The 25211-nt window shown below is 41.6% G+C and carries 22 protein-coding genes; 9 read left to right on the forward strand and 13 right to left on the reverse strand.

Going from position 1 to position 25211, the window contains the following annotated elements; all coding sequences use genetic code 11:
- Nucleotides 1-222: 222 nt before the first annotated feature.
- From AC3A54_RS15970 to zupT, 3 genes are all read left to right on the forward strand, one after another.
- Complete coding sequence (locus AC3A54_RS15970) at nt 223-1599, forward strand: S1C family serine protease (protein ID WP_487655194.1); 1377 nt, start codon at nt 223-225, stop codon at nt 1597-1599.
- Nucleotides 1600-1898: 299 nt separating this feature from the next.
- Nucleotides 1899-2834, forward strand: coding sequence for a polyisoprenyl-teichoic acid--peptidoglycan teichoic acid transferase TagU (tagU, locus tag AC3A54_RS15975; protein ID WP_487655195.1), 936 nt, complete (start codon nt 1899-1901; stop codon nt 2832-2834).
- Nucleotides 2835-3015: 181 nt separating this feature from the next.
- Complete coding sequence (gene zupT / locus AC3A54_RS15980) at nt 3016-3825, forward strand: zinc transporter ZupT (protein WP_487655196.1); 810 nt, start codon at nt 3016-3018, stop codon at nt 3823-3825.
- A gap of 284 nt (nt 3826-4109) precedes the next feature.
- On the opposite strand, the gene rbsK is transcribed toward zupT, so the two are convergent.
- From rbsK to AC3A54_RS16015, 7 genes are all read right to left on the reverse strand, one after another.
- A complete protein-coding gene (rbsK, locus tag AC3A54_RS15985) occupies nt 4110-5033 on the reverse strand; it encodes a ribokinase (protein WP_487655197.1) in 924 nt (307 codons plus the stop codon).
- 71 nt (nt 5034-5104) lie between these two features.
- Entirely contained in the window at nt 5105-6064 is a 960-nt protein-coding gene (locus AC3A54_RS15990) for a substrate-binding domain-containing protein (RefSeq protein WP_335544887.1), read from the reverse strand.
- A gap of 18 nt (nt 6065-6082) precedes the next feature.
- A complete protein-coding gene (locus tag AC3A54_RS15995; protein ID WP_335544886.1) occupies nt 6083-7063 on the reverse strand; it encodes an ABC transporter permease in 981 nt (326 codons plus the stop codon).
- Nucleotides 7056-8552, reverse strand: a complete 1497-nt coding sequence (locus AC3A54_RS16000; RefSeq protein ID WP_487655198.1) for a sugar ABC transporter ATP-binding protein — start codon at nt 8550-8552, stop codon at nt 7056-7058. The genes AC3A54_RS15995 and AC3A54_RS16000 overlap by 8 nt, the downstream gene beginning before the upstream one ends.
- A gap of 34 nt (nt 8553-8586) precedes the next feature.
- On the reverse strand, nt 8587-8985 hold the full coding sequence (gene rbsD / locus AC3A54_RS16005; RefSeq protein WP_309859030.1) for a D-ribose pyranase: 399 nt from the start codon (nt 8983-8985) through the stop codon (nt 8587-8589).
- A gap of 35 nt (nt 8986-9020) precedes the next feature.
- The gene (locus AC3A54_RS16010) at nt 9021-10040 is read right to left on the reverse strand and encodes a LacI family DNA-binding transcriptional regulator (RefSeq protein ID WP_487655199.1); all 1020 of its coding nucleotides are present in this window, start codon (nt 10038-10040) and stop codon (nt 9021-9023) included.
- Nucleotides 10041-10276: 236 nt separating this feature from the next.
- On the reverse strand, nt 10277-11200 hold the full coding sequence (locus AC3A54_RS16015) for a serine hydrolase domain-containing protein (RefSeq protein ID WP_487655200.1): 924 nt from the start codon (nt 11198-11200) through the stop codon (nt 10277-10279).
- A 135-nt stretch (nt 11201-11335) separates the two neighbouring features.
- Here AC3A54_RS16015 and AC3A54_RS16020 point away from each other — a divergent pair, with 135 nt between their 5' ends.
- Nucleotides 11336-11896 carry a glycerol-3-phosphate acyltransferase gene (locus AC3A54_RS16020; protein WP_487655201.1) on the forward strand — a complete coding sequence of 187 codons (561 nt, stop codon included), beginning with the start codon at nt 11336-11338 and terminating at the stop codon, nt 11894-11896.
- Nucleotides 11897-12930: 1034 nt separating this feature from the next.
- Entirely contained in the window at nt 12931-13230 is a 300-nt protein-coding gene (locus AC3A54_RS16025) for a hypothetical protein (RefSeq protein WP_487655202.1), read from the forward strand.
- Nucleotides 13231-13447: 217 nt separating this feature from the next.
- On the opposite strand, the gene AC3A54_RS16030 is transcribed toward AC3A54_RS16025, so the two are convergent.
- Complete coding sequence (locus AC3A54_RS16030; RefSeq protein ID WP_335544880.1) at nt 13448-13888, reverse strand: ferritin-like domain-containing protein; 441 nt, start codon at nt 13886-13888, stop codon at nt 13448-13450.
- Between the two features lie 406 nt (nt 13889-14294).
- On the opposite strand from AC3A54_RS16030, the gene AC3A54_RS16035 reads away from it, so the two are divergent.
- Nucleotides 14295-16091 carry an N-acetylmuramoyl-L-alanine amidase family protein gene (locus AC3A54_RS16035; protein WP_487655203.1) on the forward strand — a complete coding sequence of 599 codons (1797 nt, stop codon included), beginning with the start codon at nt 14295-14297 and terminating at the stop codon, nt 16089-16091.
- 84 nt (nt 16092-16175) lie between these two features.
- On the opposite strand, the gene AC3A54_RS16040 is transcribed toward AC3A54_RS16035, so the two are convergent.
- The 3 genes from AC3A54_RS16040 to AC3A54_RS16050 all read right to left on the reverse strand — a co-directional run bounded on the left by AC3A54_RS16040 (nt 16176) and on the right by AC3A54_RS16050 (nt 18764).
- On the reverse strand, nt 16176-17507 hold the full coding sequence (locus tag AC3A54_RS16040; protein ID WP_487655204.1) for an ATP-binding protein: 1332 nt from the start codon (nt 17505-17507) through the stop codon (nt 16176-16178).
- A 1-nt stretch (nt 17508) separates the two neighbouring features.
- Entirely contained in the window at nt 17509-18186 is a 678-nt protein-coding gene (locus AC3A54_RS16045) for a response regulator transcription factor (RefSeq protein WP_487655205.1), read from the reverse strand.
- A gap of 71 nt (nt 18187-18257) precedes the next feature.
- The gene (locus tag AC3A54_RS16050; RefSeq protein WP_487655206.1) at nt 18258-18764 is read right to left on the reverse strand and encodes a hypothetical protein; all 507 of its coding nucleotides are present in this window, start codon (nt 18762-18764) and stop codon (nt 18258-18260) included.
- 260 nt (nt 18765-19024) lie between these two features.
- Between AC3A54_RS16050 and AC3A54_RS16055 the strand changes: the two genes are divergently transcribed.
- The 3 genes from AC3A54_RS16055 to AC3A54_RS16065 all read left to right on the forward strand — a co-directional run bounded on the left by AC3A54_RS16055 (nt 19025) and on the right by AC3A54_RS16065 (nt 22807).
- Nucleotides 19025-19594 (forward strand): sigma-70 family RNA polymerase sigma factor, encoded by a 570-nt coding sequence (locus AC3A54_RS16055; RefSeq protein WP_308082405.1) that lies wholly within the window; start codon nt 19025-19027, stop codon nt 19592-19594.
- Nucleotides 19584-20642 carry a DUF4030 domain-containing protein gene (locus AC3A54_RS16060; protein ID WP_487655207.1) on the forward strand — a complete coding sequence of 353 codons (1059 nt, stop codon included), beginning with the start codon at nt 19584-19586 and terminating at the stop codon, nt 20640-20642. The genes AC3A54_RS16055 and AC3A54_RS16060 overlap by 11 nt, the downstream gene beginning before the upstream one ends.
- A 131-nt stretch (nt 20643-20773) precedes the next feature.
- Complete coding sequence (locus AC3A54_RS16065; RefSeq protein WP_487655208.1) at nt 20774-22807, forward strand: molybdopterin-containing oxidoreductase family protein; 2034 nt, start codon at nt 20774-20776, stop codon at nt 22805-22807.
- Between the two features lie 61 nt (nt 22808-22868).
- Here AC3A54_RS16065 and AC3A54_RS16070 read toward each other — a convergent pair whose 3' ends face one another.
- Both AC3A54_RS16070 and AC3A54_RS16075 read right to left on the reverse strand, forming a co-directional pair.
- Nucleotides 22869-24260: an APC family permease gene (locus AC3A54_RS16070; protein ID WP_487655209.1), complete on the reverse strand. Its 1392-nt coding sequence runs from the start codon at nt 24258-24260 to the stop codon at nt 22869-22871.
- 14 nt (nt 24261-24274) lie between these two features.
- Nucleotides 24275-25180 carry an acetamidase/formamidase family protein gene (locus tag AC3A54_RS16075; RefSeq protein WP_487655210.1) on the reverse strand — a complete coding sequence of 302 codons (906 nt, stop codon included), beginning with the start codon at nt 25178-25180 and terminating at the stop codon, nt 24275-24277.
- Nucleotides 25181-25211: the final 31 nt, after the last annotated feature.

Genomic DNA, 25211 nt, shown 5'->3' on the forward strand with positions numbered 1-25211 from the left:
ATTTGACACACCTGTTGATTGAAGCGGAAATCAACAGACAATTTAAAAAAGCCTTTTGATAAAAAATTAGCCTCCCTTTGTGGAATTTGTCATAAAAAACACCCTTCTCACAGGGTCATTCTCGAATTTTCATAAAATTTTAATGTACAATATTACCTTTCACCCAAATCCGAATATATTGCAGAGTGCATTGTAAATATCAATTAAGAGGTGAATTATATTTTGAAGAAAAGGGCCCTTTTTACCATACCTTTAAGCTTAATCCTCATAGCAGTAATTGTTACCTCCTTCTTCCTAATAAATATCAAACCAGCGACGGGCAACATTGCTCAAGCGCAAAAGTTAGCGGAATATACGAAGCCGGCTGTTGTTCGGATTCTTGATTACGCGGTCGTAGAATGGCAGTTTAACAACCCCAATGACTCTGAAGTAATGGCCATTATGGAGCAACTAAACTATCAATCAGTCCTTGGCGGCTCCGGTTCTGGCGGAATTATCAGCTCAGATGGCTATATCGTAACAAATGCTCATGTAGTGGAAACGACGCAAATGAAAGATGAAGACATTGCCAATGCCGCCTTTGAACAGCTCGTTGGGATTATGGCAGACTATTTTAAAGTGGATTATGATACTGCCTATAAATATATGCTGAACTACACACAATACACGGGTGTGAAAAAGGTATTAAAGGTAATTTTACCAGGTGGTGACGTTCTTGATGGCGAGGTGAAGAGCTACGGTGCACCAATTAATGAAGGAAAAGATGTCGCTGTTTTAAAAATTGAAGGCAAAAATCTGCCAACTTTACCACTTGGAAACTCAGACAATATCCAAAACCAAGACAATATTTGGGTCATTGGTTACCCGGCGGCAGCAGACTCTGACCTGTTATCACCAGACTCTTCTTTAGTTTCTTCCATGAATGCAGGGCAAATTTCTGCTACTTCGAAAAAGACGGAACAAGGAAGCCCAGTCATTCAAATTAATGCGGCTGCCACTCATGGCAATAGCGGAGGCCCTGTTATCAATGAAAAAGGCGAGATTATTGGATTGCTCACCTTTAGAGGTGATACCGTAAACGGCCAAGAGGTCCAAGGCTTTAACTTTGCCGTACCAGTCAACACGGTGAAGGAATTTGTGAATCAGGCCGGTGTTAGAAATACGAAGAGTGAAACAGATAAGCTTTACCAGGAAGGCCTAGAATTATACTGGGGCGGCTATTATAAGCATGCTTTAGAGAAATTTGAGGCAGTGCAGCGAATCTATCCAAATCACTCTGAAATCAAACAATATATTGCTAATTCCGAGAAAAAGATGGATAGCAGTAAGACATTGTGGTCTGATTATGCAACGATTTTCTATATCATAGATGGTGTGGCAGGGTTGCTTATTCTTGTACTATTGGTGTTTACCTTTGCGTTTAAACCGAAAGGACCCGCTACAGTAGTAAGTGGCCCTACGCCTCCAATGCCTGGAAGTGGCGGCTTATCCGACCTTAATGGCGATGGGAAAATTGATGTCCAAGACATTCTACACGCCCTACAGGAACAGCAGCGAAAACAAAATAAAGACAACAATAACAATAGTACTGACAATTAGCAGTTAGGAAGTAGACTCGTAGAGGTAAGCTTATGCAGATATTTGCGAGGGCCTTGATAGATAAATGAGGTGCAGTTTAAACTGCACCTCATTTTCTTTGAATAAAAAAGAAGGAACAATGGGATTTTTTTACGATAGGTGTTACAATAGAAAAAGGTACTTTATATCGTACGATTTAATTTTTTCAACTTAGACAAAAACATCATCACACTTCTCCCAAGTCTTCTACTCACCGACTACAACTAGAACTACTCTTAAATAAAATTGCTATACTATCTTACATATATGGGGGTTTTTAGATGCACACCGTTCGTTATAATGAAAACAAAAAGAGAAAATGGTTAAAGATAACGGGGTTTATATTTTTTATTCTTGTGATTGCCGTAGGCGCTTATGCCTTTACCGTGTATAAGTCTCTGAAGACTGCAGTGGTAACGATGCATCAACCCATCGAACGGGAAATTCCCGTGAAAAGGGATAAACCTGTTGTGTTTGAGGAAAAGGATCCCTTCTCAGTTTTAATGCTTGGAGTCGATGAGCGGAAAGGTGACAAAGGACGGTCTGATACAATTATTGTGCTGACGGTCAATCCTAATACCAATTCTGTAAAAATGCTTAGCATCCCACGAGATACACGAACGGAAATAGTAGGGAAAGGTACCGAGGATAAGATTAACCATGCCTATGCTTTTGGCGGCGTTCCCATGTCCATGGATACCGTAGAGAAATTTCTCGATATCCCAATTGACTATTACATGCAAATTAATATGGAAGGTTTTGAGGATATTGTTGATGCCGTTGGCGGTGTTAAGGTTCAGAATGACTTGGACTTTACCCAAGAAAGATTTCATTTTGCAAAGGGAGAAATAACCTTAAACGGTGAACAGGCACTAAGTTTCTCCAGAATGAGACATGAAGACCCGCGGGGTGATTTTGGAAGGCAATCCCGTCAGCGTCAAATTATCCAAGCAGTAATCCATGAAGGGATGAGTTTATCAAGCCTAACCAATTTTTCTGATATCTTTAATGCGCTTGGAAAAAATATTAAAACCAATCTTACTTTTGAACAAATGGTAGATATTCAGAAAAACTATAGAAATGCAGGAAGAAACATAGAACAAATGGAAATAAAAGAAACCGGAACAATGATTAATAAAATCTACTATGGTTTGGTTTCACCAGAAGAAAAACAAAGAATCCAAACAGAACTGAAAAATCAATTAGAATTACAATAGTAGTTCAATAGCTTTGCAGGCTGGCTCTTAAAGAGTCAGCTTTTTTGGTTATTTTAGGTTATTCTTCTTCCGTTCTCCCTTTGTTGCTTACAGGAAACATTTCTGTGTTAATGCATATAAAATATAATTAAAAAGTTCATGAGAATTTGATAATAAATTCCAAAAAGGGAGAGAATCGAAGGTGACTGAAAATCTGTTGTTGGCATTTGGATTAACGTTATTTGCTGGCCTTGCAACCGGGATTGGGAGCGTTCTTGCATTCTTTACATCCCATACCAATACAAAATTTTTATCGGTGACCCTTGGTTTCTCAGCAGGTGTCATGATTTATGTATCCATGATTGAAATATTTGTTAAAGCAAAGGTTGCCCTTGTTGACGCCTTAGGCTTAGGGCCTGGTAGTTGGGTCACAGTTGGTGGCTTTTTTGGCGGCATGCTGCTGATTGCCAGTATTGATAAATTTATTCCTAAACAAAGCAATCCCCATGAATTGAAGACAGTTGAAGATATGAATAGTCCCACTAGTCCAGGAAAAAAAACAGATTTATTAAAAATGGGAACCTTTACTGCTTTGGCTATTGGTATACACAACTTTCCTGAAGGGATCGCCACCTTCACTTCTGCCTTACAGGACCCGGCGCTCGGAATTGCCATCGCTGTTGCTATTGCCATCCACAATATTCCTGAAGGCATTGCCGTATCGGTTCCCGTTTATTTCGCAACAGGTGACAAAAAAAGGGCCTTTAAGCTTTCCTTCCTGTCTGGTTTATCAGAGCCAATTGGCGCCTTAGCGGCCTATCTATTCTTAATGCCTTTTCTAAATGACATTATGTTCGGGATCATTTTCGCTGCCGTTGCGGGCATCATGGTTTTCATCTCCCTAGACGAACTACTGCCGGCGGCCAAAAGATATGATGAAGCACATTTATCCATCTATGGTCTAATTGGTGGGATGGCGGTTATGGCTCTGAGCTTATTACTATTCATTTAACAAACTATTTACCGGTTGGGCACTTTTTCTCTTGGCTCAGGCATTAGAAGCTCCTTCTATTTACCGTTCGCGCACATTTTTTCTTGGTTCGGGCATTTGAAATTTTCTTATTTATCGGTCTGGCTTCTTTCCATTTGATCCAGACATAAAATTCTACACTATCAAGGACTGTGGCTGTGACAAATTTTATCCTTTCGTACCTTTTAACAAAAAGACAGCGAGCATACACTGCCCGCTGTCTTTTCCACGTGGCCTATGTCCACGGATGGTGCCTGACACCTAACTTACACTTTTTTTACTATTAGTTCCTCTACTTCATGTTGGTATGGCATCGCAGGTGCAGTTCCAATTTTGGTTACAGAAAGAGCTGCAACGGCGTTGGCGTAGGCCATGGCTTCACGCACGGAAAATCCATTGCTTAGGGCATGAGCAAATCCTCCGTTAAAGGCGTCTCCTGCTCCTGTCGTATCAACCGCTTCAACCTTAAAGCTATTTACCAGTTCCCCACTTTCGCCCCCAGTATAAAGGTAAGCGCCTTTGGAACCTAGAGTGATAATTACGGTACCCACACCTTGGCTGTAGATTTTCTGTGCGGCAACTAAGGCAGATGCCTCATCAGTTACTTCTACTCCCGTTAGTTCAAATGCTTCTGTTTCATTAGGTGTAACATAGGCAATATCTGAAAGTATTTCTCTTGGAAACTCATGATAGGGAGCAGGATTTAATATCACCGGTACATCCCATTTCTTGGCCAGACGTACCGTTGTCACCACTGCCTCAATACTAGTTTCTAATTGGACTAACACAACGTCAGCTTCTTTGAATGTTTCTTCTGCAGCAACTACTTCTTCCTCCGTAATCGTACCGCATGCCCCTAATGCCACCACAATGCTATTTTCGCTCCGGTCATCAACAGCAATCAATGCGGCCCCTGTCGCTTGATTAGGGTCCACTTTCATAAACTGGGTGTTTACATTTTCCGCAGTAAAATGTGCCAATGCCTCTCTTCCGAAAAGGTCATCTCCCAATTTAGTAATAAACGTTACTTCTGAACCAGAGCGGGCCGCTGCCGTTGCTTGGTTCCCACCTTTTCCACCAGGTCCCATCTTGAATGGACCACCTAGAACTGTCTCACCTGGTTTTGGTAGATGCGGGGTACGACTCATTAAATCGACCACATAACTTCCCACTACAACAACCTTTGACATGAAGAAACCTCCCTCTAAAGTAGTAAAAACGCAAGGTTAGATGCGTTTTTACTACTCTAACTATTATTCGATTACTTAGTTTTAACCTCATTTACGTTCTTAGGAGTCACAAGTGTTGAATCAAGAATTACTTCTTTATCAACTGATTCCTTTTTAGAAATTTTCAAAGCCGTCTTAACCGCTTCTTTTCCTAGGAATACAGGTGGTTCAGCAATGGTTGCTTCTAATTTTCCACCCTTAATCGCTTCAATAGCAGGATCAACTGCATCACAACCGATTAGAGTAATTTCATCTAGACGGCCTGCTGCCTCGATTGCAGCTAAGGCACCAAGAGCCATTTCATCATTTGCTGCATATACACCATCAATCTTAGGATTTGCTTGTAAAATATCTTCCATTACTTTCATTGCTTGACCACGGTCAAAGTTTGCAGCCTGTCTTGCAACCACTTTGAATCCAGGAGTTTCGTCCACCACAGAATTGAAACCTTTACTTCTGAACTGTCCTACGTTTGTTCCTAGGATACCTTGAATTTCAACAATGTTTCCTTTACCGCCAAGAGCTTCTTTTAAGAAGTTACCAGCAATCTTACCAGACTTAAGTGCGTCAAAACCAATATGGGTAACAACTTCCCCACCATTTGATTGACGGTCAATTGTAAATACCGGAATTTTGGCATCGTTAGCTTTCTTCACACCTTCTGCGATCGCATCACTATCGGCAGGGTCAATAATAAGGACATCGATATTTTGCTCTAAAAGGTTTTCAACATCTGCTAATTGTTTACCAGGATCGTTCTGTGCATCTGTAACAACAAGATCAACCTTATCTTCCTTCGCTTGTGCTTCTGCCCCTTCTTTAACGGCTACGAAGAATGGATTGTTTAAGGTATTCATGGATAGACCGACTTTTAGCTTACCATCCTTAGATTTTGAACCGGATGTTTTTGTACTTGAACCTTCGTCCATACTGCAACCAACAAGACCAATAATAATCGCAAATAATGCCAACAAAGAAATAATCTTTTTCATCTTAATACCCCCAATGTTTTATTTTTTAATTTTTGAAAACTTACTATCTACTAATACAGCAATTAGAATGACAAGACCTTTAGCAATACTTTGGTAGAATGGAGAAACGTTCATCAAGTTAAGAACATTATCAAGGACCCCCATAATTAAAGCCCCGATAAGCGTACCCGTAACTCCACCTTTCCCCCCTGCTAAACTAGTCCCACCAATAATAACGGCCGCGATAGCATCCAACTCAATTCCTGTACCCGCAGTTGGCTGAGCTGACATTAATCGTGAGGTATAAATAATCGCGGATAAAGCTGAAAGCAAACCTGAAATTCCAAAAACAGCTATTTTAATGGCTCTCACATTAATACCTGCAAGAATAGCCGTTTCTTCATTTCCACCGATGGCAAAGATATATCGGCCAAAACTGGTGTATTTTAACATCCAATACATGAATCCAAAAACAACAAACATAATGATAATCGGAATAGGTACTCCAAAGAAACGACCGCTCCCAATATAACGGTATGCGTCATTACTTACTACTAATGGATAACCCTTCGTATAAACAAGCGTCATCCCGCGTGCAATAACCATGATTGCCAAAGTGGCAATAAAGGAAGGGACACCGAATCTTGCTGTAATAAACCCATTAAATAGTCCGAATAGTAATCCTACGCCAAGTGCAGCAAGCAGTGCTAGTGCCAGCGGCCAACCAGCGGTCAATGCTCCAGCTAAAATGGCTCCAGAAAAGGCCATTACAGCCCCAACCGAAAGATCAATACCTGCAATTAAAATGACGAGCGTCATCCCGCTTGCAATGATGGCAATAATGGATACCTGACGAAGCACATTCATCACGTTACTCATTGTAAAGAAAACATCTGACAATGCCCCTGCAATCCCACACAATATAATAAAAATCAATAATACACGGTACTTTTCAATGAGCGAAAGCCAGTTAAAGGCTTCCTTTTGCACCTCTTGCTTAACAGGTGTCGTATTAGACATTCGTCACACCCCCTGATGCGTAATAAAAGATTTTTTCCTGAGTCGCTTCTTGCTGACTGAGTTCAGCTGTTATTCTTCCTTCATTCATAACCAAAATTCGATTGCTAAGACCAAGCAGTTCCGGCATTTCAGAAGAGATCATGATTATGGAAATCCCATCTTCTGTAAGCCTTTTCATAATTTGATAAATTTCAGCTTTTGCACCAACATCAATACCCCTTGTTGGTTCATTTAAGATCAACACTTTAGGATTCATCTGTAGCCATTTTCCAAGGACCACTTTCTGTTGATTTCCTCCACTTAGCGTCCTGACTTCTACGCTCGAATCATGGACCTTTATTTTCAGATCCTTGACCCATCTGTTGACGATCTCATCTTTCATTTTCTTCTTGGAAACACCAAACCGTGAAATCCTCCGATAAGTCGGTAAAAGAAGATTTTCATAGACTGATAAACCTAGGACTAAGCCTTCCTGCTTACGGTCATCTGTTACAAGAGCAATACCTGCATCTATTGCTCCCCTTGGGCTCTTTACTGTCTTCGAATCTACTTTTACGGAACCGCTCATATTGTTGTATAAGCCAAATATCGCTTTTGAAAGTTCCGTCCTTCCAGAACCCATTAATCCAGCAATGCCAAGAATTTCTCCTTTTTTCACGGAAAAATTAATGTTATGCAGCATGTCCGGAACCGAGACATCTTTTACCTCAAGTAAAACATCATTAGCAGGATTACCCTTCTCTGGATACAAGTCAGTCAGTTCACGGCCCACCATCATTGTAACCATATCATCTTTTGTAACGTCTTTTACCAGGGCACTCCCAATGTATTTTCCATCCCTTAATACAGCGATCGAATCGGCAACTGCTTGGACTTCTTCCAAGCGATGGGTAATAAAGATCACTCCCATTCCCTGTTGCTTTAAGTCCTTCATAATGGCTAATAGTTTACTAGTTTCTTCATCATTTAAAGCAGCAGTCGGCTCATCCATGATAATGATTTTAGAATTAAACGAAAGGGCCTTGGCAATTTCTACTAATTGCTGTTCTGCCACAGATAGGTCGATGATTAGATCATCAGGTGAAACACGTGTTAACCCTACCCGGTCTAACCAATTTCGAGTTTCCTCTCTAACCTGTTTCCGGTGAATGATCCCTTTTGTTTTGCGAGGCTCTCGTCCAATGAAAATATTTTCGGCTACACTCATATGCGGAATCAAATTAAATTCTTGATAGATAATACTGATTCCAAGACTTTGAGAGTGTTTGGGTCCCTCTATCGTTACGGGTTCTCCATTTATATAGATCTGCCCATTACTAGGCTGATGAACTCCTGCAAGCACCTTCATTAACGTAGACTTGCCAGCCCCATTTTCGCCAAGTAAGGCAAGGATCTCTGACTGATTTACATGAATAGATACATGATCAAGAGCTTTCACTCCAGGAAACTCCTTCGAGATTTCCCTCATTTCAAGTAACGTTGTACTCATTCATTTTTCCCCCTTTGAACGAGTTACCAATTTTTTAGTAAACAACACCTGCTACTAAAATAACATTGGCATACCCAGTAAACTCACCAGTTCGGATTAATCCTCTTGCTTGTTTAGTTTGTTGTTTAAACTCCACATGTGGAACGTATTCAATAGGAATGTTTTCAAATCTACTTACAATTTGATCATGCATTTCTGGACTGACAGTTTTAACTTCCTCTGCTAGAATGACCTTCTCCACCTCAAGCTCTGTTAAAACCGTATCTAGCGTTTCTAGAAATCCAGGTACTCCTTCCTTGAGTGCCAAATCGATTCGGTGTGTCACATTTTCAGGAATAGGTAAACCAGCATCTGTAACGACAACATAGTCTGTATGACCCGTTTCAGAAATTAATTGATTAATTCTTGGATTTAAAATTCCGCCTTTTTTCATCGTATGTCTCTCTCCTTTTGGTAAAATGTAAACGTTTAGATTTTTATTTTTACTTGGCATGATTCTCGTATTTTTAATTCAGGTGATAAAAGATACTCTCTCTTTGGAAGATCACCCTTCACATTCATTCGTTCGTAAAGTAATTGGACAGCAATTTCGCCAATCGTCATCATCGGTCTAGATACTACTGATAATCTCGGCTTGATAAATGTAGCAATTTCCACATCATCAAATCCGATGAAGGATACCTCTTCTCCTAATTTCCAATCTAAATCTATTAAGCCTTTTATACACCCAATTGTCATAAGATTGTTTGATGAAAAAATAGCAGTGGGTCTATTCTCTGAATCGTACAGTTCATGTGCAGCCGAATAGCCGCTGCCTTCCATAAAATCACCTTGAATAACTAAGCTTTCATCAAAAGGAATATTATATTCCTCGAGTGCTTTTTTATAGCCTAAAAACCGTTCAAGTCCAGGTGTTGTTTGCTGTGGACCACAAATAATAGCGATTCTTCTATGCCCTTGTAAAATGAGGTGCTGAACTGCCTGATAGGACCCATTCACATTGTCAACCAGTACTGTATCAACATCAAATTTCTTGATGGCCCTGTCAACAGCTACGATGGGAATACCTTGGTCCTGTAAGAGTTTAATATGATCTCCCGTCTCATTGGCCGTTGTAATAATGACGCCATCTACACCGCGTTCAATAAAGATCTTCACGATCTCTTCTTCTACGATAGGCGATTCATTTGTACTACTTAGAATGGTGTAGTACCCTAGCTCTCTTGCCTTTTGTTCAATGCCAGAAACAACAAGCGGAAAAAATGGATTTTTAATATCTGGGATAATAATGCCAATGGTATGTGTTTCTTTTCTTTTCATACTTCTTGCTACAGCACTGCGAATGTAACCAAGTTCGTTGATAGCGTTTACAATTCGATCTTCAGTAACTTTTCGAACTCCACCCTGGTTATTGATTACCCTCGAAACCGTAGCAATTGAAACTTTCGCAAGCTTTGCAACATCTTCAATTGTTGGTTTGTACTCCATTTTATGTAACTCCTAAAATGTAAACGTTTAGATTTATGTTTTAAAAAATAATAGACTTAAAGGGTGCAGTCTATTGGTTATGTATTCTTCAAATGTAAACGTTTAGATTTTTTTATAGTTTGATAATATCACCGCCTAGCATCAAAATGCAAGAGTGTTTTTTAAATGTTTTAAAAATTTTTAAAACATGAACATCTTCTTATAATATTAAGCTATGAATAGTTCTACCTAGTTTTCTATTCCTCATTTAAAATACACTTTTTAAAGTAAAGTAACGGTTTAAATGTATCGTTGTACAGGTCACTAGTAAATGTAACGATAAGTTGATTTTCAGGGGCGATAATAATGTACTGCCCTCCATATCCCATGGCAAAATAGGCCGGTAGCTGTGTTGGCTGATGATTCTCATTCGTTAGGATCCACCAATGGTAGCCATATGAGCCAATTTTATTGTAAGTATGAAAACGTAGAATCGTAGACTCCTTCATCCAATCCTCCGAAACCACTGTCTGACCATTCCACTTTCCTTCCTGTAGCATCAACTTCCCTATTTTCAGCATATCTTCTGCCTTTAATGACAACCCAAATCCACCAATTACTATCCCTTTCGCATCCGAATACCATGTATAGTACTTTATGCCCAAAGGATTAAATAAGTAGGCTTCAGCATACTCTGTTAGAGACATACCTGCAGCTTTTTGTAGAATGGCACTTAACAAATGGGAGCAGCCTGAATTATAGTGCATATTTTCTCCTGGATCCTCCACCATGGATCTTTCTAGGATAAATTGAACCCAATCCCGCGAATTTATCATGGGCATCGGTCTCCCACCCCAGCTCGAGAACTCAGGCCAATCAAAGCCGGGTGTCATTGTAAGCAGATGCTCAAGCGTCAACTGCTTTTGCCAGTCAGTAAGATTCGGGAAAAAGTCAGCTATTGGCTGGTGAACACCCTTTAGCACACCACGATCAATCGCAATTCCAACTAAAATAGAGAGCACACTCTTCGTAACAGAGTTTACTTTATGCTGTTTGTCCTTCATTTTATTATTTTTATAGTATTCGAAAACTAAAGAATTCTCATGTTGGATGAGACATGACGTGATTTTATCCTTTTTTATCTTTTTCTCTAATTCAGTTAAAATATCATTTGAAATCACTAGATTTTCACCTCAAAATAAAAGCAGCGGGCTTTTGCTTACTTTTAATACCTCATAGAACAATTCTACCTATGCCCTCTAAGACCTCCATCCTTTTTAAAATTTTTTCACCTATAAACTTTTGGGAGTGAGCCAATGATTTATCTTTATCTTTTAATTTCCTATTTAATCGGCTGCATCATGTTCGGATATCTGATCACAAAGTTGTTTTATTATGAGGATATCAGGCAACTTGGTAGCGGAAATGTTGGGGCAAGGAATGCTGGACGAATCCATGGAAAAAAGGCATTCATTCTCATCTTTTTAGGTGATGCCTTAAAAGGCGTGGTGGTCATTTGGCTCGCTCGTTCCCTAGACTTTTCCGCACCCGTTCAGCTTCTAGGGTTAGGAATGGCCATTATCGGCCACCTCAAGCCGGTCACCTTGAAGTTTAAGGGAGGAAAAGGAATCTCCACCTTTATTGGGGGAATAATAATGTTTGAACCACTGCTAATTCCCGTCATAATCATAGGATTCCTCGTCCTTTATCCTTTTACCAAAAGCTTTACTTTTGCAGGCTTAGGGGCATTTCTGCTTATTCCTATGTTTCTAGTAATCAACCATGTTGATTTTATTAGCTGCGGCATTTCTGGGTGCCTCCTTGTGATTATTCTATTGGCGCATTCTGGGAACATCAAAGAGAGGCTGAAAAAATAAGGGCATGTTACTGGGAACATGCTCTTATCCTCGTTTTACGTAAATGTTCTCTCTTTCCTGCTACCACTTCGGGCACGTGTAGACCGCTTCTACGTTACCCATTTCTCTTTTTTCTACGAGCCCGAATTGTCTAGTGGAGAAGGGGTTTGGTCGCATAGACGGGGTCTAGGCGACCGAACTGCCTGATGGAGATGGGGTTTGGTCGCATAGACGGGTTCTAGGCGACCGAACTGTCTGATGAAGATGGGTTTTGGTCTCATAGACGGGGTCTAGGCGACCGAACTGCCTGATGGAGATGGGGTTTGGTCGCATGACGGGGTCTAGGCGACCGAACTGCCTGATGGATATGGGTTTTGGTTGCATAGACGGGGTCTAGGCGACCGAACTGCCTGATGGATATGGGGTTTGATCGCATAGACGGGGTCTAGGCGACCGAACTGCCTGATGGAGATGGATTTTGGTCGCATAGACGGGGTCTAGGCGACCGAACTGCCTGATGGAGATGGGGTTTGGTCGCATAGACGGGGTCTAGGCGACCGAACTGCCTGATGGAGATGGATTTTGGTCGCATAGACGGGGTCTACGAGCCCACATTGTCTAGTGGAGAAGGGGTTTGGTCGCATAGACGGGTTCTTGGCGACCGAACTGCCTGATGGAGATGGGGTTTGATCACATAGACGGGGTCTAGGCGACCGAACTGCCTGATGGAGATGGATTTTGGTCGCATAGACGGGTCCTATGCGACCGAACTGCCTGATGAAGATGGGTTTAGGGCACGTAGACCGCTTTTACGTTACCCGTTTCACTTCCAAGTAGCCAATTAAGGAACGTTGAACCTCTCCATTAACGATGGTCCTACTTCAAACTCTCTTTTTAGCGAGATATGCACACGAATTCCGACTAACTTTCCAACAATAAAGTGACACCAGATATATTGCAATCAAGTTACGATTCCCTAAATAATGTATAAAAAGTCCTAGGCGGTAATATTTATTTGTATATGGCGGATTGTTTTTTGACTACATCTGGGGGGGATGCTTCTGAAGGCGATTAGAATCATACAATGGTTGATTGGAATTTTCCTTTTCGTGTATGGGGTATATCTTATTTTTGGTGTACAGGAATTCTTTGGTACGTTAGCTATCATTGCCGCGTTTTTAATCTTCCCTAGCGTTGAAAAAAAAGGCCAAACCGCTGCAGCTGCCTCTAAAAGTTATAGCAACGATCCTTATCACGCCTCAGCATTTAACAGTATTGATTCCGATGATAACGATGATAAAGATAATGGAAACTCTGACAATGACAACGATGGTGGAGACTCAAGTGACGACTAACTAAGAAAAGCGCAAGCGCCTTGGTCAGCCCCGAAAGGCAAATGTTCTTCGGCAAGAAAAGTCGTCTTTTGACTTTTATTGCCAAAGGTTATTTGACCCGAGGGGCTAGGAACTGGAACTGGACAATTCTCAAAGTCGTATTTTACACTTTTCTATAAGTCAAAAAAACAGGGCTGAACCCGTGAGAGTATCCTCCTGAGTCAGCCCTGTTTTTTTCTTATTTATTTTTTGTAAAATAATACAGGAACCACACCGCATGATTTTGCTCGTCCGCTGCCGCCCGGCGAAAAACTTTCTTAATGTAAGGATCCGTCGCTTCATCGGCTATATCAAGATAAAAATCAACTGCCTCCTGCTCATCCACTAACGCAAACTCCAGACCCTTCACATACGTATTCGGACACTCCTCCGTGATTTTTGGCTGAGGCTGCCTGCCCGTAAGACTCGTATAGATCCTGACGAATTGATGATAATGCCTCTTCTCATCTTCACGTATTTCAAGAATTTGCTTCCGCTGCTTTTCCTTTGTTGCCATTTTAGCAATTTTTTCATAACACTGAATCGCACTATATTCCCCATTTATCGCTTTTTCAAGATCTTGAATCAACTTGTTTTGTTGTCTACTTAACGCATCATAGTGATTTGAATAAGGATACATAACTCTTCCCCTCCCTGATTATACCTATCTTTATCTTACGAATGACTGGATTCTTGGGTGCCTGCCCATGCAGGATAATTTTACAAAAGACAATCTTCGGCAGTTTTCAACAACTCCCCACCTAATCAAACGTTTAATTAAATTCATCCCAAATCCTTCTAAAATAAAGGTTTCCAATAAAAAGAGAGAAAAAAGATTGTCGATTTTTGCTTCACATTATAGTAAATACAGTTTAATATTGAATTAACAAATTTAGGATAGACTCGTAGTTTTTGGTAAAAGAATTACACAAGACCTCTAGAGCAAAAGGAGTGTGAGAAATCTAGTAGAGGCAGGAATACAGCACGTTTCTCGAGGCTGTAACCACTCTTTAGAGTGACACTTAGCACAGAAAGGGAATTTAGCGTTGAAGAAAAAAATTTTACTCTTATCGATTTTTGCATTGCTACTTATGAATTTAAGCTTTGGGCCCACTCCTTCTTTTGCAGCCACCACGGGCTGGAAGTTGGAGAATGGTAAATGGTATTACTACCAGAATGATGTTGCTTTAAAAGGCTGGGTTTACACAGGAAATAAATGGTATTACTTAGATACCAAAGGGGCCATGAGGACAGGCTGGCTACTAGACCAAGGAAAATGGTATTACCTGCAGGCAGATGGCTCCATGAAAACTGGCTGGCTTAACATCAGCGATAAATGGTATTATCTCCAAGCTAGCGGAGCCATGCATACAGGATGGCTGTTATTGGGGTCTGAATGGTACTACTTTAAATCGAGTGGTGAGCGGAGTACCGGTCTCCTACCCGTTGGTTCCAAATTATACATGTTTACTAATGCTGGGGTCATGCTTGCTAACCAGTGGCAGGACGTGAATGGGAAGAAATATTATTTTAAGAACGATGGGTCTGCAGCCAATACGATTACGGATATTTCAGGAAAAAAATATCTTTTTAACCCAGTTGGAAACCTCGTCTACGGCTGGGCTTACTTGAATGGGAAATGGTATTTTAGCAACACAGAAGGAATCATTCAAACCGGTTGGGTAACTTACAAGGAAAAGAAATATTTTTTAGATGCCAATGGGGTTATGCTAACAGGCTGGAGTGAAATTCAAGGAAAAAAATACTATTTTAATAGTGATGGAATATTATCAACTGGATTAACCGCATTGGATAGCAAAACCTACTACTTTAATCCAGAGGGCATTCTAAATGCTGGGGGTTGGATTACACTAGATTCAAAGAAGTATTATGCTGATGCAACAGGATCGCTCCAAAAGGGCTGGCTCTACTCAAATAATTACTGGTACTATTTGGCGAATGACTTTTCTATGAGTACAAGCTGGGTATTTGTGAACAGCAAATGGTACTATCTCAATCAACAAGGACAAATGCAGATAGGCTGGCTGCTGGATAACAACAATTGGTATTATTTAAATGCTGGCGGCGCGATGCAAACAGGGTGGTTGAAAGACCGTGGAAACTGGTACTTCTTAAGTCAGTCAGGAATCATGAAGACAGGATGGTTCCAGGATAAAGGATATTGGTACTATGCCAATTCGAACGGCGTGATGCAAACAGGTTGGATTACCGTAAATGGAGAGGAATTTTTCCTAGAGTCGAACGGTGTTTGGGTACCTATTACTAAAGATTTAGAAGGCAAGACGATTGTCATTGATCCTGGGCACGGCGGGTATGATGGTGGAGCCGGAGCAGCAGGTGTACTTGAAAAGAATATCAATCTGCAGGTAGGCTTGAAATTTGCGGATGCATTAAGAAGGCATGGGGCAACGGTTTACATGACGAGAAGCACAGATGAATTTATTTCATTGGATAATAGAGTCATATACTCCAACTCTATTAAACCAGACGCTTTTATCAGTATTCACGTCAACTCTTCTACCAGCACAAGTGCATCAGGTATTGAAGGCTATCATAATTCTGAGGACGGTGTCATGCCTGTGGAAAGCAAGCAACTCGTCACATTGCTTCAGAGCGAACTCGTTAAAGCAACTGGCGCCTTTAGTAGAGGAATAAAGGATGAGAGTTTCCGAGTGATTAGAGGAAATGAAGCACCCGCTGTCTTAGTGGAAATTGGCTTCGTCTCTAATCCGACGGAACGCGCAAACCTGACAAGCGTTACCTATCAGAACAAATTGGTGAATGGATTGATCAATGGCGTACTGAAGTTTTTCAAACCATAGTTACTTAATAATAGGAAAAAACAGTAAAAAGAAGATACCCCTCCATGTTTCAGTCTTGGCGGTGGTAGCTTCTTTTTATTAGGTTTAGCTCGGTACACCCTTCAAGTAAATTCTAAAAACAGCTCCCCCCTGCTCTCGATTATAGGCAGAAATGGTTCCACTGTGACCTTCAATGATTGCCTTCGTAATTGCGAGGCCAATTCCTGAGCCGCCGGCTTCACCGCTATAAAAACGTTGAAACACCTTCGTCTCTTCACCCTTAGCGAATCCCTTGCCATCGTCCGATACCTCAACAACAATCCCCGAGTCGTCCTTTAACACCTCGGATGTCACAGCAACCTTGAATTTCGCATACCGGATAGCATTCCCCAACAAATTGATGAACGCCCTTTTCATTTTTTCACAATCCACCAAAACTGGTTCCATCACGCAACTATCCACTACCAACTCGATTCCTCGTTGCTCTGCTAGGGCCCTGACACTCTCCACTGCCTCACCAACTATTACATCAAGCGACTCTCCTCTAAACACAAAGCTCTCCTCGACACTCTCAAGCTTCGCTAAATAAGTAATACCTTCGACAATCCGTTTCAAACGCTGACTTTCGGCAATGATTACATTGAGACTGGCAGTCACGTCTTCACCTGTCACCACTCCGTCCAAAATTCCCTCTGCATTTCCTTGAATCGCCATTAACGGTGTTTTCAACTCATGGGAAGCATTCTGAAAAAAAACCTTTTGATCCTCGTCATACTGCTTCAACCTGCGGGACAATGCATAAAAGCTGTCGGCTAATTCTCCTACTTCATCCTTTGACTTCAGCTCTAACTCCTTGTTCTCTCCTTTTAGTGAGAACTGCTTCATATGCTCCGTTAATCTCCGGATTGGCCTCGTTAAGCTTTTTTCAAAAAACACCCCTAAACCAACCGCTATTAATGCTGAAATAATTAAGCTGATCAACTGTGACCTTCGCATGAGAAAGTTGATTTCTTTGATCTCATCCAGCCGTTCCACCAAAGTGACATATCCTTTCGTCTTCCCATTCTTAGACGTAATCGAAACGCTCTCGGAAACAAATTTCTCCTTCGGTTCTAGTCTAAATTCAGCGAGGGTCGCATCTTTTAATTCCGTATAAACAATTTCCTGATTCTTGTTCCAAATAATCAATTCCGAAGAAAGCAACCGTTCCGACAGCACCAGCGCCTTGCGATTCACCAGCTGTTCTTTAACCGATAGACTTGATAGAACCGTCTTCCCTAGTAATTGACTCACCACACTGGCTTCCTTATGAAGCTGCTGCTTGGTTTCATGAATTAAATAACGCTGGGCAATGAAATGAAAAGTTAGGCTAGTAATCAAGAAAATACAAATAATTAATAGAAAATATGTGGATAAGAGCTTTGCGCCAATTTTCATGTTAATCATCCACCCGGTATCCATAACCCCAAATCGTTGATAGTTCAACCGTAGACTCGTGCTGCTCTAGCTTTTTACGAACGCGTTTCACGAGATCATCAATCAGTCGACCATCCCCGGTATATTCATACCCCCAAATAAACTCGAGCAGCTCTTCCCTAGTGAACGGCTTTCCTTTATTCCGTGCTAGAAAAATAAATAAATCATATTCTTTGGCTGTTAATTTGATTTCCAGACCATCTTTTTCTATGTATCTCCGCTCAAAATCAATCGATATATCACGGATTGTCAGCATTTGCGGTTTACTTACCGTTGTTTTTTCCATCCGTTTAAATATATTTTTAATACGGACCATCAGTTCCCTTGGACTAAACGGCTTCGTTAAATAGTCATCGCCGCCAAGCTCCAGTCCTAATATTCGGTCAAATTCTCCGTCCCGGGCCGAGACAAAAATAATTGGAATTTCACTCGATTTGCGAATCTCTTTACAAAGCTCTAGCCCATCCATATGAGGAAGCATGATATCAATCACCAACAAATCCGGTTTTAACCGCAACATCTCCTGATAGACATTCACCCCATCTGAAAAAAGGGTGACCTTATAGCCTTCGTTTTCCATGTATTTTTGCAAAATATCGCGGATATTCTTTTCATCATCTATCACAAAAATATGCTTCATCACGGCTTCACCTCGCCATAATTATATAGGAAAAAGAGATAGTATGAACACACTATCTCCCTAGTTCGTTTCTAATTTAAACTGGCAAGCATTTGATCTAACAGTGCCAACTGCTCTTTCATTTTTTCGTTGACTTGTTTCTGAACCGCAATGACCTTGTTGAACTGCTCCGTTGCATCGCCCGCTTTTACAGCCTCTTTCAGTGCCTTCCTCTCATCCTTTCCCGTTGTTAACAGAGCTTTCAACTCGCCATTTTTTGTTTTCAACTGCTTCTTACTTTCCTTGACCTTCTTCAGCTCCTCTTTATTTCCACTCTTTTTTGCGGCTAAAAATAGATCGACTAACTGGTCCTTTTTCTCGACCATTTGTTTTTTCAAGTCTAACCGCTCTTCACGCAGTTGGTTGACCTGATGGATTTGCTCCTGGTATTTACTTAATTTCTCGAACTTTTTCCCGTTAGGTTCTTTTGCCACGACGGTTTGAGGGTTATCAGCCGCATATGCACTCTGAATTTGATAGGTACCGCCTAACAACAAAAGGGCGCCAATTCCAACAACCAATCCCTTTTTCAAGTTCATCTTCAACACTCCTTCGCTTGTCTTACTTACCCTCTCAGTATAGCCAACGGGTTAGGCAGAACTTCGGAATAAATGTGTGAAAAGTGTGTGAAAAAAAATCAGCCTCTTCCCGCGGAAAGCTAAGCTTTTTGAGCGGAAATCAACAGACATTTTAACAAAAATCAAACAGGAAGAAATGGTACTATTAAACTTAACAGGAATTTTTTCGGAACCTAAACCACTTCGCTTCGTCTAAGTTTGTAGGAAAGGGGGATATCGAAGTGTATGTAATAAAAAGAAAAGAACATTCGACACCTAATGAAATTAGCTATTTATCCAAGGATGATCAGCTTGCCTGGTTAATGGATGAATATGGAGATATGGTCGTTCGACTTGCATTTACATATGTCAAAAATAAAGAATTGGCCGAGGATATTTCACAGGAGGTATTTATCAGCTGCTATAACCACCTAGACGATTTCCAAAACCGGTCGACCTATAAAACCTGGCTATACCGCATCACTGCCAATAAATGCAAGGACGTATTGAAAAGTTGGTCCTTTAGAAACCTTCAATACAAAGACTTTTTACAGATGATTTTAAAAAGTGGGGCACCTACGGCAGATATGAAAATGATTGAGAGCGAAGAGAAAGAGTTGATTTTTCAACAGGTGCTCTCTCTCCCAATCAAATTGAGAGAAGTGATTACCCTTTATTACTATGAGGAATGTACCGTCGATGAGATTGCCAAGCTTTTAAATCTCAATACCAATACAGTAAAAACCAGGCTTCATCGCGGAAGAAATTCATTAAAAACATCATTAAAGGGGAGCAATATTTATGAAAAATAATATGAAATACCCTAAAGCTGTATTGGATGAACTACAATTTAAGAACGAACATAAGCAAAATGTTTTAAATATAATTAAGCAGCAAAACGGCGAATCCCGATTGGTAACAAAAAAGAGAGCTTCGAGGAAAGTGCTCTTTTCAAGCATTACCGCTGCAGCTGTTTTTGTCATCTTAATCGGGTCTGCCAACTTGTCACTCGGTGCGGCCAAAGTAGCGGCAAAGATTCCTTACTTCCATTTGTTTATCCAGCAAGAAGAATATAAACATGCCGCGGCAGAAGTGATTGGCGATGTCGCCAACGCCAAAGGGTACCAGCTAGGCTCATTTGAAATATCCATACCTGATAAAGAAGTGAAATTGGGGTTGCGGTATTCAAAGAGTGATTACAACAACATCAAGGGACATGTGGAGAAAAATGTGAATAAAGCATTAATCGCCAATAATTTTGGAAGCTTTGATATTATCACCAAGCGTGAAAGAGTCATCGTTCCTGAAAAAGAAGATCCAAAAGTAGAGAAGTATCAAAAGGAAAGTGAAGCCCTTCAGCAGCAAATTATCGACTATCTTGAAAAAAATCATTACCAGATGCCCTTCCCAGTTGAGGCTAGAATCAATCAGTTTGAGAGATTTGTATATGTAGCGATTCCAAAAACAGAAACAAGAACCGAAGAACTGAAACATTTCCTCGACACCACAACCGCTTTGTATGGCGGCAAGTTTAAGTATCGAATCAGCAAAATCAATATGACGGCGCGCGAACAAGAATTACGATGGGGGAAAAATAACATCATTAGTATTCTTGTAGGTGGTCTTATGGCGAACAAAGAGTTTAAAGTGAGTGGTTTTTCTTATTCCTTCCACCCACTTCCACTGCAAATTACGATTAAGACATCTGTCGATTCATCCGACGACGAGGCGAAGGACATCGCAAAACGAATTGAAGATGAGATCAACAGCTTTATTCAAACGGATGACATAACCAAAGAAGTCCGAAACGACCCATACGAAATTACTATTGTGAGTAAAGATAAAAAGAAAATCAATTAAGACGAAGGGGGCTAGACTTGGGGTCACGACTTGGGGTCAGGCCCCCTTTGACATGGGGACAGACCCCAACTGACACATTTTCTGATAAGATAGAAGGTAAGATTTCATTTGTTTAAGGGAGGGTTTGGTCTATGCAGCAAGATGGGGTGTTCCGCTCTGTTTGCTCCCTCGACTGTCCAGATCAATGTGGGCTGCTCTTACATAAGAGGGATGGAAAGATTGTGAAGGTTGAAGGCGATCCGAAGCATCCGGTGACAAGAGGGCATATTTGCAACAAAGTTCGTAACATGAGCGAAAGAATTTATGACGAAAAACGATTACACTATCCACTTAAGCGAGTCGGAGCCAAAGGTGAAGGGAAGTTTGAGCGGGTCAGCTGGGATGAAGCCATCAGTACGATTACAACCCGTTGGAAGGATCTGATTACATCCGATGGCCCTGAGAGCATCCTTCCCTACAGCTTTTATGGAAACATGGGGCGGCTTACCGCAGAGGGCATGGACCGCCGCTTCTTCAACAAATTGGGTGCTTCCCAGTTAGACCGGACGATTTGTTCCTCTGCCGGCTCTGTTGGCTACAGCTATACCATGGGCAGCAGCATAGGAATTGATCCTGAGGACACCATCGAATCCAAACTCATCCTCTTTTGGGGGATTAATGCGGCTAGCACTAACATGCATCAGGTAGCCCTGGCCCAAAAGGCGCGGAAGCAAAATGGCGCCAAAATTATTGTGATTGATGTCCACAAAAATCAAACGGGTAGATTAGCAGATTGGTTTATTCCGATTTTACCAGGGACGGACAGCGCTCTTGCCCTTGGTGTGATGCATATTTTGTTTGCGGAAAACCTAGTGGACCATGACTTTTTACAAACCTATACGGTAGGACATGAGGAATTACGCGAGCAAGTCCGCCAATACGATCCGGACATAGTTTCCACCATTACTGGCGTACCTGCAGAAGATATCTACAAACTTGCCCGCCTGTACGGAAAAACCTCTCCTTCATTTATCCGAATTGGGAATGGACCGCAGCATCACGATAACGGCGGCATGTTCGTCCGTACGGTTTCCTGTTTACCAGCCCTCACCGGCCAATGGCTTTTAAAAGGCGGCGGTGCAATTAAAGGAAATTCTGCGTATCTCGCATTTAACACAAGTGGTTTGCAGCGGCCGGACCTTTTGAAAAAGAAAGCGACCCGAACCATTAATATGAATCAGATCGGTGATGCGCTACTGACGCTAGACCCGCCTATTCAATCCCTGTATGTATACGGCTCGAATCCAGCTGTTGTTGCACCTTCTAGTCAGAAGGTGCGGGAAGGTCTTGGACGTGAGGACTTATTTCTCGTGGTTCATGATTTATTTTTAACAGAAACGGCCATGTATGCGGACCTTGTTTTACCAGCGACCTCCTCCTTTGAGAATAGGGATTTTTATACCTCCTACTGGCACCATTATATTCAGCTTCAACAACCTGTAATAGAACCATATGGAGAGTCAAAATCAAATATGGATATCTTCCGATTGCTGGCAAAAGGAATGGGCTTGGAAGAGCCTGCCTTAGAGGAGACTGAAGCCGAGCTGATTGCTACAGCCCTTGATTATCCACGGAACACAGGACTCAAGGGAATTAATTATGATGCCCTCGTCAAGCATTCATACATGAAGGCAGCTGTGAAACCGATGTTTCCTGGAAGACTCGCGACCCCTAGCGGGAAAATAGAGTTATATTCTGAGAGAATGCGTGAGGCTGGGCATCCACCGTTACCAACATACCTACCATTGATAAATGATGGGGACCATCCCTTTCAATTTGTTCCAGGACCTAATCACAATTTCTTAAACTCTACTTTTTCTAATAATGCAAAACACGTCACACTGGAAAAGGAACCACGTGTGCATATCAATCAAAAGGATGCCCTTCCGTTAGGAATTAGGGATGGAGACCAGGTCCGTGTATGGAACGATCGCGGGGAGTGTGTGCTAAAGGCTTCTGTTGGAGAAAGTGTTCTTCCCGGGGTCGTGGTTACCCAGGGACTTTGGTCCGACCGAGATGATGCGAAACAGCTAGTCAACCAACTCACACCCGACCGCATCGCCGACATGGGCGGCGGAGCTACCTTTTTCTCGGGAAGAGTAAGCTTGGAGAAAGTTCAAAACTAAATGAAAAAGGAAGGCAGCTTCTCTTACAATAGCTGCCTTCCTTTTTTCATAAAAATAATGCCTATTCCACATTCAAAGTAGAATCCTTTTTCGCAAGCTTCAAGTAAATCATATAGATAATTCCGATCGCCATCCAGACGAAACCGAGCTTCTTCGAGGTTGGGTCAAGATTGAACCAAACGTACCCGATAATCACGAAGCCAATCAACGGGAACACAAGGTGATTCAAGTAATCTTTACTTTTTTGCTTTCGTATAAAATAATTAATAACCGATAGGTGCAAGAACAAGAACGCAGTCAAGGCACCAAAATTCACAAGTGAGGTAAGACTATTAATCTGTGACGCAAATCCAATTGTCACCACAAGAGAAATGGTAGCTACAAGAAACGTACTGACATACGGCGTTTGATATTTCGGATGCACCTTTGAAAGAATCTTCGGCAGCTTTTTATCACGAGCCATACTGTATAGAATACGAGAAATCGCAGCTTGGGCCACCAATGCATCGGCAATTCCCCAAGCAAGGGCTGTGGCTAAAATCGTTGTCCATTTCAACCATGGTCCTCCAGCAATTTCAGCAATCTGATAGAACGCAACATCGGCATTTTCAAATGAAGCATAATCCGGCCAAATTAACGCTGCCACCCATGTCTGGATGATGAACAAAACGCCCACGACTAACAACGAGAAAATAATGGCCCGGCCAACGACTTTCTTACCGCCCTTTGTTTCCTCTGCTAACGTCGAAATCGCGTCAAATCCAAGGAAGCTCAACACCGCAATGGAAACGGCCCCCATAACGGCACTCATGCTGAAATGCTCTTTATCATATAATGGCTTAAAATTAAATTCTGCTCCATTAACGCCCTTTGTAATCGCGATAATCGCAGCAACGACAAATACCACAAGGACAATTAATTCAAGCACCACAATAACTTTATTGGCTTTAGCCGTAAATTCAATCCCGAAAAAGTTAATCACTGTGTTAATCCCAATAAACGCAACCAACCAAATCCAAATCGGAATTTCTGGTGCCATGTCATGTAAGGCTGCGGCACTGACTAAATATAACAAAGCGGGTATTAAAATATAATCCAATAAAATAACCCATCCTGCAAAAAAGCCCACGTGCTCGTTAATTCCGCGCTGCGCATAGGAATAAACTGAGCCAGCAATTGGAAACGCCTCAGACATCCTTGCATAACTTAACGCAGAAAATATCATTCCGACCATTCCTACCAAATAGGCAAGGGCGACCATTCCGTTAGATCCCTGGGCAACATACCCATAAATTCCGAACGGAGCAATCGGCACCATGAATACAAGACCATAAATGAGCAAATCCCAAAAGGTTAATGCACGTTTTAATTCCTGTTTATAACCGAATTGTTCTACATTTGTCTGTCCACCCTGTGGATTGATCTGTTGTTTTGTTGGCACGACTGGTTCCATATCCTTTCCCCTCCCTATTCGAAAAGCTTCACATCGTAAGCTTCGAGAATGGATTTTGGTACGACAAATCTTGCAGTTAGAAGTGGGTCAACAATTTGCGAAACCTGAACCTCTCCTGCAGCACTAAAAAGCATCGTCAGTTCAGCCAGCGTCAGGTCCGTATGCGGAAGCAGTGTATCCACAAAGATCTCAACGGCTGTTTTGGCTGCTTCATCAAGTGTTTCCTTCGAAACAATGACTGCAGTCCCTTCTTCATTTTCAAGAAACGGGAACGGAATCGTTTTTCCCTTCAGCACTTCTAACGTAACCGTCACTTTTCCAGGAATCTCAACACCGGATACGCCGATTTCTCCATCCCCCATTGCGGCATGTAAATCTCCAAGGCCAAACAACGCACCCTCTTGGAATACAGGAAAATAAAGTGTCGCTCCCGTTGTAATTAACTTGGTATCCATATTGCCGCCATGTGCACCCGGTGTCCCACATGGAACGGGTTCCCCTTCAGGTGCAACCCCAATCACACCGATCATCGGATTTAATGGCAGCTTTACTCGCTCATTAAACACCGCTTTTCCATCAACAATCGGAACCATCTTAACGGTGAACTCATCAATTCGGTGCCCCATAACGCCCAGTCCCGGTCCGGTAGCTAGTACGCCGCTATCACCAAGCTCAATGTTGTCTATTTTAACTTTTAAAACGTCCCCAGGTTGTGCTCCTTCTACAAAAATCGCTCCAGTGGCCGGATTAATTTGATTCCAATCAATCGCGTTAAACTCCGTCTCCGTCGATTGAATTTGGTCCTGAAAGCAATCAAACGTTTCAACTACCACCTGTGCCCCAGACGGTACACGTAATCCGACCTTGTTCTCTTTACTAAAAGCATAAAAATACTGTTGTTTTTCCAGCATTTGTACCATATGCTCGCCTCCCTTTTTTCTCATTATATCG

It is taken from the genome of Neobacillus sp. Soil_C_43 (genome assembly GCF_057656715.1).